Genomic DNA, 10122 nt, shown 5'->3' with positions numbered 1-10122 from the left:
TCGGACAAGAATCCGTAGACCGGGTGGACGGCGTCGACGTCGTGCTTTTTGCAGATTTCGACGATCGCGTTGATGTTCAGGTACGACCGGATGGGCTCGCCGGCTTCGCCAATTTGGTAGGCCTCGTCGGCCTTGAACCGGTGCAACGCGTAGCGGTCTTCGTGGGAGTAGATGGCAACGGTTTTGATGCCCAGTTCGGTGGCGGAGCGAAACACTCGGGTCGCAATCTCGCTGCGGTTGGCGACCAGCAGTTTGCGGACGGGACAAACGGACGCGGAGGGAGCGACAGAACCGGGATTTTGAGCCATTGCCTAGTCTATATATCAAGTGTGGGGTTTGACGTTTCGGCTAGGTTAGCGAATGCTACGCCCTGCTGGGAAGTCGTTAGGAGGCAGTTTAGGCGCATGAATCCGCTTTTAAGTCCCCTCAGTGCGGAAACGTGTGGTGAGGAGTCGGGCGTGTGTGCGGCAAGATGGGGTAGGCTATCGCACGCGTCGGGATCGACTTGTAGGCCGGACCTAGCGCAGCGACGTTCCGGCATTTGGATTGCGCTTCGGCATTGCGAGCCTACATTGCGAGCCTGCCGGATGCGCGTCGCTGAGTCTTTTGTATTTGGGCCTCTTTCATCCGGCCTACTAGAAGGCGACGCGAAACGTCATTCGGAATCGCCTAGTGAAGTTCCAGCATGGTGCTTCGTTGCCGAAGCATTAAGGCAGTTTCAAGCCGGTGAGTGTCTTGACGGCTTCGTCGATTTTGTCGGACACGTCCGAGTAGTCTTTGCCGGTGTCTCCGTGCAATTTTGCGTCGACGTCGCCGAATGCGTCGAAGAGCGAATCGATCGCTTTGCCGGCTTTCTCTTTCGCTTCGGCTGGCAAGTCGCTCGATGCGGTCAGGGATTCGAGGTGTTCGAGCAACCCGCCGATCGAGTGAAGTTGCCCGTGGATGGAGTCCACGTCGTCATCGGCGAATCCTTTAGCGATGGCGTCTTGCATCGACGCGAGTTGTTCAATGCCCTCGCTCAGCGTGGCGGGGCCGGCGGGTGTGTCGATCGCGGGCAAACTGTCGATGTCGATTTCGTGGTCATGATCGTGGTCATGTCCGGCGTGGTCATGGTCATGGTCGTCATGATCGTGTTCCGACGCCGGGGGTGTGTCCGTCGGCGTGGATTGCCTGCAGCCTGTGATGGTGATCGCGTAAGCCAGAACGGTCATTGCGACGCAGAAGCGAGTTGAATTTGCGAGCCAATTGAGACGGGACATGACCGTTTCCTTGAAGGAGTGGGTGTTATTGAGGGGCAAAAGCGGCTGAGCAAAAGCGACTCAACGGGTGAAAGCATTTTGATCAGGGCTAACAATGGGTTCAGGGGGCTACGCAGGCCACCGTCAAACGGTTCTCGCGAGTGGTTTGTCTTGCGGTGTTTTTTTTGCTTCATCGTAACGTTTAAATTATTTGCCACGTTTTACGCGGTCGTTGTGGCGGAAAGGGAAAGCGTGCGGTCGCGTTGGAAACGCGGCGGGAAGCCTGACGGCATTTTTGCGAACCGTTAAGATAGGATGAGATTCTCCGATCGTCGTTTCGTTTGTTGAAAGCACGCCAGATGCGTCTTGCCGATTTGTTCCGCGCCCGCGATGTGTCGCGAATCGAATCGCTGCGCCTGATCGCTCGCGGTGCGGTCGAGGGATTGTCGGCGGGGCGCCATCGATCGGCGAAGAAGGGATCGAGCGTCGAGTTCAAAGAGCATCGCCCTTATGTGCCAGGCGATGAAGTTCGCAATATCGATTGGAAGGCGTTCGGCAAGAGCGATCGGTTGTACATTCGCGAATTCGAAGAAGAGACCAATCTGCGCTGCATGATTTTGGTCGATCAGAGCGGATCGATGGCGTACGCCGGTGAGCGAGCGTTGCCGCTGGCATCGACGGATTCGAAACCAGACCCAAACGGGAATCGCACCGATAAGGGGACAGACAAGAAAAGAAAGTCTGCTGCGGATGGTTCGAAGGCGTCTCCTCCGTCGTGGTGGAAAGGGACCAAGCAAGAGTTTGCATGTGGGCTGGCCGCTTCGCTGTCGTACCTGTTGCTGTCCAATCAAGACTCGGTTGGCGTGATGACGTTTGATGCGCGGATCCGCGAGTATGTCCCGCCGCGAATGTTGCCGTCGCATCTGAACACGATCTTGGGATCGCTCGCGATCGAATCACGTGGCGGCGAAACGGATCTGGGCCTGGTGTTGCGACACTCGCTGAGCAAGCTGCCGCGTCGCGGTTTGGTGGTGCTGGTTTCGGACGGGTTGGGCGATGTGGAATCGTTGGGACGCTCGCTGACTTTGTTGCGGGCGGAACGACAGGATGTGATTTTCCTGCAGGTGCTCGATCCGGATGAGTTGGATTTCCCGTTTGATGATCGGATCGAGTTTCGAGATCTTGAATCGGATGGGAGGCGGGAAGTCGTCGATGCTCGCCAAGTTCGCAGTCGTTACGTCGAGGCAATGCAGCGACACAACGCGACGATTGCGGCCGCGTGTCGTCGCAGCCGAGTCGACCATTTGATTTTGACGACCGATCTGCCATTGGTGGACGCGTTGGCTCGCTTTGTCGCGATGCGTCAGGCGGGGCCGGTATCGGGATCGTTGTCGGGGAGCGGCCAGCAGGCGGTTCCTCCGGACGCGTTGGGTGGTGCGGTCAAAGGTGTGTCGTCATGACGTTTCTGAACGCGGTGATGGCGTTGGGGGCGGCGGCGTTTGTGGTCCCGTTGGCGATTCATCTGTTGTTTCGTAGTCGCTACCGGTCGCTGGATTGGGGGGCGATGTTTCTATTGCAGGACGTGATGCGGGTGAACCGCCGACGGATGCAATGGCACCAGTGGGTATTGCTCGCGATTCGTTGTGCGATCCCGATCTTGCTCGCTCTCGCGATGGCCCGGCCGTTGATTTCGTCGGTGCAGTCGGTCGCGGGCGAGCAACCGGTGTCGTGGGTATTGTTGATCGATGACAGCCGATCGATGTCCGCCGGGAACCGATCAACACGCGCGATCGCGGGGATGACGCGATTGCTCGATTCGATGTCACATGGCGATGAGGTGATGATCATCCCGTCGAGCAGATTGGCGGCTCCGGTGTCGATCGGTTCGGCGGATGACGCTCGGTCGCGACTGCGTCAGATGCGGTTCGATTCGTCGCGCATGAACTTCACCGCGGCGGTGCAGTCGGCAGTGCAGGCATGTCGGCAGGCCTCCCATCCGTTTCGCCGCATCGTCGTGGTGTCGGATTTTCAGGAAAATGTGCTCGGCGAATCGAACGCGTCGCGGCGGGAGGAAGTGTACGGTTCTGGTGCGTCACTGCTGACCGAGTTGGATTCGATTTCGGATCGTTTAGGCCGGATCGATCCGACGCCGCAGGTCGACTTTCTCGACGTCGGGTTATCGACCGATGAGCCCGACGTGGAAACCGGTTTGGCGAACGTGTTGGTGAAGTCGATCCGAATCGACCCACCGGCGGTCTTGGTCGATCAGACGGTGACGGTCGTTGCCACGATTCAAAACGATTCGGATGTTCCGGTTAGCGGTGTCCGTGCGAGCTGGTTGGTTGGCAATCGTGTGATGGAAACGGAGGTCGTGTCGATTGATCCGCGGGGAACCTCGGAGTTGGCGTGGCGGACTTCGTTTTCAAAGCCGGGCGGAACGAGCGTTGGGCTCGCGGTCGAACATACCGACGCGTTGATGGCGGACAACCGCAGGATGCGTGCGTTGCAGGTTCGGCGTCCGGTCCACGTTTGGTTGGTCGACGGTGATTGGTCGGACGAGCCGCTGCAGAGCGAAACCGATTTTCTGAAAGTCGCCCTGAGCCCATTTGCATTCGGTGCAATCGACGCGGGTGAGCGGCAATCGACTCGTCGTCAGAGAGCGATTCGAAGAGGGACACCAATCGTTCGCGGGGACGGGCGGAGCGTGGTGGATCGCGAAGTCAGCCACCGGCGTGATCTGGTTGCGGCGAAAGTGATCCGTCCAGGCGAGTTCGTCAGTCTGTGGCAACGAGTTCTCGATTCCGGCAGACAAGACGTCGGAGCGACAGGCCAAGAAAACGTCGGCGACGCGGAAAGCAACGACGAGGAGTTCCCAGAGTTGATCGTGTTTGCGAACGTGAAGTCGCCGCCGGGGACGCGTCGCAGTGAGAGTCCCGCGGCGAAAGACGGATCGGTGGAAGGGACGGGGGTGTTGGGGCGATACCTGGCCATGGGCGGGCGGGTGTTGTTTTTTGACGGCGATAATGTGGATGCGGAGGCGTGGAACTCGGAAGGGTTCTTGCCGGCGAGACTCGACGAGGTGGTTGGCTCGCCGCAGGAGACGAAGCCGATGCGTATCGAACCACCGGGTGCGCGGGTGAACGCATGGCGTTTGCTCGGCGGCGAGCAGGATTCGCTTTTCGATACCGTTCGAGTGTTCCGGTACCGTAGCATCAAGTTGGGTGAAGCATCGGAAGCATCGGAAGCATCGGGCACGTCGGGCACGTCGGGAGGTGCGAGCACCGTCATGCTGCGTTCGCAGTCGGGGCAGCCATTGGTGGTGAGTGGTTGGAACCGTTTCACGGGCGGAACCACGCAGGACGCGCTGGCTCATGGAGGTATCCGCCGCGTCGGTGTCGTTCAGTTTGCGCTTCCTTGTGACACGGCGTGGTCGAATTTGCCGCTGCGGCCGGTCTTTCTGCCGATGGTCCAGCAGTTGGTGTTGGATTTGCTTGCGTCTGATCAACAACCCACGGTTCGGCCAGGGACGGCGATGGTGGTGTTTCCAGATGCACGTTTCCGAACGGGCTCGGGTGATTGGGAATGGGAGGTTTCTCGGCCGGATGGGAAAACGCAGGCCATTGTCGGCAATTCGTCATCGTCGTTGGTATATGGGGACACCCATCGAGTCGGTGCGTACCGGTTCGTCGCGAATCGTCTCGACGATAGCGAGGCAGAACGCGATCGTGGCACGGGGGCGCAGGTCCGCGTGGTCGAGGTCGAAGCGTCCGAGTCTGTTTTGCGGCGGGCAAACGAGGATCGGTTGGACGAATGTGAGGAGCGATTGGGAGCGAGACGCTACCAAGACGCCGAAGCGTTGATTGGGGCGGTTCGTCGAGATCGGTTTGGGACGGAGGTTTGGCGGCCTCTGCTGTGGTTGTTGTTGGTGATGCTAGCGGCGGAAGTGCTGTGGCAGCAATTCGGCGTGACTCGGTCGGTAGGCCGCGTCAGTCGGGTTGGACCGGAGGCGGCGTCATGACGTTAAGCACCTCGGCGAACGCTGTCATCGACTTCGATCCATTGATCGCGACCAGGATCGGTGGGCTCGGCGAGCTGCGGTTCACGACGGACTGGCCTGTTTGGTTGGTGTTGGCGATCGCGATGTTGGGTGCCGTCGTCGTGATGGCGGCGTACCTTCGCGAAACCTCGGGGGTGCGGGCGCCCTGGTCATGGGGACTGCCGGCGATCCGCGGCACCGTTTTCGTGTTGGCTTGTTTGCTGATCGCGGGCCCTGTTTGGCATCACCGACAAGTGATCGGGAATCCCGCGACGATTGTATGGGCGGTGGATGGTTCTGCGAGCATGGCGGAACGCGATTCTCAGTCGCTCGAAAACTCAAGCCGGATGCGGCGTGTTTACGATCGTCTGTTCGGCGACGCCGGTCGGGACGGATGGATCGATCATCTGCGCCAGTCGCATTTTCAGAATGTGGTGACGTTTGATGAGCGTTCGCGATTGGTTTGGAGTTCAGAGCAACCAGGATCTGCGCCGGAGAAATCGGCAGGCGGTTTGCCGGAGGTGGAACCGCGCGGCGTCTGGACGGATTTGAGTGCGCCGCTGCGGCACGTCGCCGACGATGCGAGGTGGGGTGGCGATGATGCCGATTCTCCGATGAACGGCGAGGAAAGCAGCGACCGCGAAGTGGGACGCGGCGGACGTGTGATGGTGATGTTTTCCGACGGACGAGATTCAGCCGGTGTGGCGGATGCGGCGGAGGTCGCGACGCGTTTGGCTGACGCGGGATGGCAGGTGCATGCGGTGGGTGTTGGCAGCGTTGAGGAGTCGCCCGATCTGGGGCTAGTCGACGTTGACGTGCCCGAAAGAGTCGCCGACGACGGACGTTTGGCGGGGGCGATTTGGGTGAAGCACTTCGGGTACGACGGAGAGAAGGCACGCGTGCAGATTCGAAGTGGCGATGAAGTCGTCTGGAACGAAGTGGTCGATCTGCACGGAGATGGAAAAACCTCAGTCCGGTTTGACTTTGCCGTCGAATCGTTGATGCGGAGGGCGATGGAATCGGACGTGCGGGGCGTCGATCGCGACAGCGTGGCGTTGTCGTTGACGGCGAGCGTGTCGCCCGTCGCGAGATCGGTAGCCGCCGGTATCTCGCCGGGCAATCCGTCTGAGTCGGTGACGGCAGAGTCTCGCGAGAACGGTTCGGATCGATCCAACGACTCGATATCATTTCGCGTCGCGGCGGCGTCGCGTCACCGCCGGTTGTTGATTTTGGACGGATCATCTCGATGGGAAATTCGCTATTTGCGAAATCTGTTTTCGCGTGACCCGTCATGGGACGTGAACACGGTTCTGTTCGGGCTCGGGACGGATTCGCCGAAGGTGCGGCGGGGGGACGAAGACGGACGTCTGCCTGATTCGCAACGTGCGTGGGCGGGGTATGACGTGGTGATCTTTGGCGAAGTGCCACCGGATCAGTGGACGCGGCAAGACGCCAATCGTTTGACCGAATTCGTCGCCGGCGGCGGTGGGATGATCGTGCTCGATGGTCGCTACGGACGCATCGCTGAGTTGGTGGGCAACGAGGACGGTGTGACCCACGAGGGAACCGGCCAACCGACTTCATCGCGAGTTCGATCGACGTCGGATGACGTTAGCGAGTCGATGGCGACGTTGATTCCGGTTCGGTTCGTAGGCAATGTGAACTCACGGCCTCGAGTGCAACGGATCGAGCCGACGGTCACGGGCAAGTCTCAACCGGTGATGATGCTCGGTTTGTCCGATGCAGGGATCGACGCAGTTCCGAGCCGCGTCGACGACGAGGATGGGCTGTGGCAACATTTGCCTGCGCCGAACTCGGTCAGCCGCGTCGTGGCGCAGCCTGATGCAGAGGTGTGGGCGGATGCAGAGGTGTGGGCGGATGCGGGGTTGGAATCGAACGCGGCCAGCGAGCGGCAGGTCAAACGCACACCCTGGTTGGTGACGAGGGTGTTTGGTGCGGGGCGGGTGTTTTACCTCGCGTCGGATGAAACTTGGCGCTGGCGATACAAGCTCGAGAGCCAACTGCACGGACGGTTTTGGAACCAATTGATGACCGCGGCGATGTCGCCTCCGTACGCCGCGAGCGATGACTTTGTCGCGATCGGAACGGACCGGATTGACTATCGCACCGGGCAAGCCGCGACGATTCGTGCTCGATTGTTGCCGACGTCTTCGATTCTCGGCGAGTCGGGGACGCTGCCGACGGTCGATGCGTTGTTGCTGAAGGACGAACAGGTCGTCGCAACGGTTCCGATGCGTTTGGAAAATGCGGAGCGACGTACGTATGTCGGTGCAACGGATGGTTTACCGGAAGGGGCGTACCGGGTGCGGGTTCGGGCGAGCGGGTTTGATGCGGCGGCGTTGAAGGCGTCGACGCCGATCTGGGTAACACCACCGCGGACTCGCGAGCGGGATCGGCTATCATTGGACGAGACGGCGTTGCAACGGATCGCGATCGCCGGTGGTGGGAGTTATGTTCATGAGTCGTCGGCTGATGAAATTTTGTCGCTGATCGAACCGCTCTCGGGCGGGGAAATTATCGAGTCGGATACGCCGCTGTGGCAATCCTGGTGGGGCTTTGCGGTGATTGTGGTGTTGCTGGCGACTGAGTGGTGGATGCGGAAAAAGGTGGGGTTGATATGAGTGGTGCGGATTGGTCCAACGACGCGCGGTCCACGATGCTGCTCGGCAGTCCCCGCGACGTCGGTCACGGGCAGCAACCTCCGGCACGCAGCGAGATGTTGCCGCAAACGAAGTCAGCGATCGAGCGGTTTGCGGACCGGCGTGCGCGGTTGCAGTTTCTCCGCGGAGTCTTGCTGGGGGTGGCCGCATTGGTCGTGGGCATGTTGGTCGTGGTGTTGTTGGATTATGGGTTCCGGATGGGAACCATGATTCGATGTGCGTTGGCGATCTCGGTTGATGTGGTCGTGGTGGCGGTCGCGTGGTTTGGCGGAGTGAGGGCGTCGCGTCGACGCGATTGGCGTGAGGTTGCTTTGAGTATGGAAGCGGTCACGCCGGAACTGCGTGAACGGTTGTTGTCGGCGGTTGAGTTGGAAGATCCGCGGGTGGCCAACGGTTCGGTCGACTTTCGCGGCAAGTTGCAAACAGGCGTGGCGTCTGACCTATCGAAAGTCGAAATTGGACGGATGCTGCCGTGGGCGCTAATTCGTCGGTCGGTTTGGTTGGTGGCCGGTTTGATCGCTGTGATCGCGGGAGTTTCCGCGATCCCGAGTCTGCAGATGCCACGCCGGATGGCCCGAGCGTTTGTGCCGTTTGTTCCCATCGAGCGAGCGTCGTTTACCAAGGTCGAGATTGTTGAACCGTCACCCGCATCGGCAATCGTTGCCGAAGGCGATCTCGTTTCCGTTGCCGCGGCGTTGCAGCATCTAGGTGGTCATGCTGTGGAGCTGCAGTGGCGTGATGAAGACGGCCGGCAGGGGAATCAGATCATGGCTGCTCGCGATCACGCGACAGCGACAATGTCATCGGATGAGTCGCCCGATGATGTTCAACAAGATTGGGAGGACGAACGTCGCTTCTTCGCTGCGAACGTTCAGGTCGACAAAGCGATGGTGCACTACCGAGTGGTCGCCGCGGATGCGGAAACGTTGTGGCAGACGTTGACCCCGATGCCGAGACCGAGGGTTTTAGAGTTCGAAAAACGATACCGGTTTCCTTCCTATACGAAGCTGCCCGACCGAGTCGTGGTCGATCAACATGGTGATTTGGAAGCGATCGTGGGGACCCGCGCCGACGTCACCGTCCGGTTCGATCAACCGGTCCGCGCGGCCGAGGTTTCGTTTGGCGACGTCGAAGCCGACGTGAAGGTGCCGATGACTCCCGTCGAGGGTGACCCGACGCGATTCCAATACCGCGTCGCCGTGACGACTCCGGGAGCCTACCGCATCAACGCGGTTAGTTCCGAAAGCGGTTTCGACAACCCGTTCTTGCCACGATGGGCGATCGATCCGGTGAGCGACCAGAGCCCCGCCGCGTCGTGGGCGTCGGATGTTGACCGGCGGCAGATTTGTTCTCCCGCGGCAGTCCTGAGGCTTCGCGGCCGCGTGGAAGATGACTTGCCGATGGATCGTGTCATCTTTCAATACGCTCGCGATGATGATTCCGTCCGCGAACGCAGCCTGCCAATTGACCCGGCGGAGGACAACCACGTGTTTGCTTTCGAATGGGACATGGAAGACCTGTCCGCGACCGGCACCGCGGGGGAGGTCTTGCCTGCCGGGACGCGGTTGAAGGCTCGGTTGATTGCGTTAGATCGAGCAGGCCACCGTGGGGCGTCCGAGTGGCTGCACCTTTTTATCGACAGTGCGGACTTCGATGCGAAGCGGCACGATGAATTGTTCGAGTTGCACGCTTTCACCCAAGACGTCAATCGGTGGTGGAGCGATCTCGATCGATGGGTCCGACAGAGTGTTGAAAATCTGCAACGCGATGCGAACGGGAACGAAGTTACTGCTACCCCTTCGCAGGTGATGCCAATGGAGGAGCTCAACGCGTTGGCGGAGCGCTGGCGACGTATTGCTGGGACGGCATCAGCGAACGGTGAAGTGCACGATGTCGATGGGGAGTTGTCGCTGCGAAAGCTGGTTGTGCGGACGAACGACCCGGTCGCGGCGGATCGGTGGGTAATGCTCGACCGTGCGGTCTCGAAGCAGATCGGCAAACTCTTTGATGTTGCTGAGAATCTAGAATCGGCCCGGAGCAACGTGACTCAGGAATCTCAGCCGACTGCGCGTCAGTTGTCGTCGTCCGTGGAGGCGGTGCGAGATTCGCTCTCGCAGACTCAGTCGTTCGCCGGTGAGGTACGTGATTTTGGTTCGCAGTCACGTGG

At 60.1% G+C, this 10122-nt stretch carries 5 protein-coding genes and 1 pseudogene; 4 read left to right on the top strand and 2 right to left on the bottom strand.

Features of this window, described 5'->3' with window-relative positions; translation table 11 throughout:
• Both RSSM_RS21310 and RSSM_RS21305 read right to left on the bottom strand, forming a co-directional pair.
• Nucleotides 1-308 (bottom strand): biotin carboxylase N-terminal domain-containing protein (locus RSSM_RS21310; RefSeq protein ID WP_008683766.1); only part of this gene is annotated, 308 nt, incomplete at its 3' end.
• A 399-nt stretch (nt 309-707) separates the two neighbouring features.
• Entirely contained in the window at nt 708-1259 is a 552-nt protein-coding gene (locus RSSM_RS21305; protein ID WP_008683763.1) for a hypothetical protein, read from the bottom strand.
• A 338-nt stretch (nt 1260-1597) separates the two neighbouring features.
• Here RSSM_RS21305 and RSSM_RS21295 point away from each other — a divergent pair, with 338 nt between their 5' ends.
• The 4 genes and pseudogenes from RSSM_RS21295 to RSSM_RS21280 form a co-directional block, all read left to right on the top strand.
• Nucleotides 1598-2698: a DUF58 domain-containing protein gene (locus RSSM_RS21295; RefSeq protein WP_044303211.1), complete on the top strand. Its 1101-nt coding sequence runs from the start codon at nt 1598-1600 to the stop codon at nt 2696-2698.
• Complete coding sequence (locus tag RSSM_RS21290; RefSeq protein ID WP_008683759.1) at nt 2695-5256, top strand: BatA domain-containing protein; 2562 nt, start codon at nt 2695-2697, stop codon at nt 5254-5256. The genes RSSM_RS21295 and RSSM_RS21290 overlap by 4 nt, the downstream gene beginning before the upstream one ends.
• Entirely contained in the window at nt 5253-7916 is a 2664-nt protein-coding gene (locus tag RSSM_RS21285; RefSeq protein WP_008683757.1) for a vWA domain-containing protein, read from the top strand. Before RSSM_RS21290 ends, RSSM_RS21285 begins: the two co-directional genes overlap by 4 nt.
• Nucleotides 7913-10122 (top strand): annotated as a pseudogene (locus RSSM_RS21280) (hypothetical protein); the annotation flags it as partial. The gene RSSM_RS21285 and the pseudogene RSSM_RS21280, both read left to right, overlap by 4 nt.

Origin of the sequence: Aporhodopirellula sallentina SM41 (assembly GCF_000346505.1) — a bacterium.
GTDB classification, from domain to species: domain Bacteria; phylum Planctomycetota; class Planctomycetia; order Pirellulales; family Pirellulaceae; genus Rhodopirellula; species Rhodopirellula sallentina.
Note: the sequence above shows the minus strand (reverse complement) of the source record. Positions and strands in the feature narration are given on the sequence as shown.

Coding starts and splice junctions, on each gene's coding strand:
- RSSM_RS21290 (WP_008683759.1), top strand. CDS start 2,695: ATGACGTTTCTGAACGCGGTGATGGCGTTGGGGGCGGCGGCGTTTGTG.
- RSSM_RS21285 (WP_008683757.1), top strand. CDS start 5,253: ATGACGTTAAGCACCTCGGCGAACGCTGTCATCGACTTCGATCCATTG.
- RSSM_RS21305 (WP_008683763.1), bottom strand. CDS start 1,259: ATGTCCCGTCTCAATTGGCTCGCAAATTCAACTCGCTTCTGCGTCGCA.
- RSSM_RS21295 (WP_044303211.1), top strand. CDS start 1,598: ATGCGTCTTGCCGATTTGTTCCGCGCCCGCGATGTGTCGCGAATCGAA.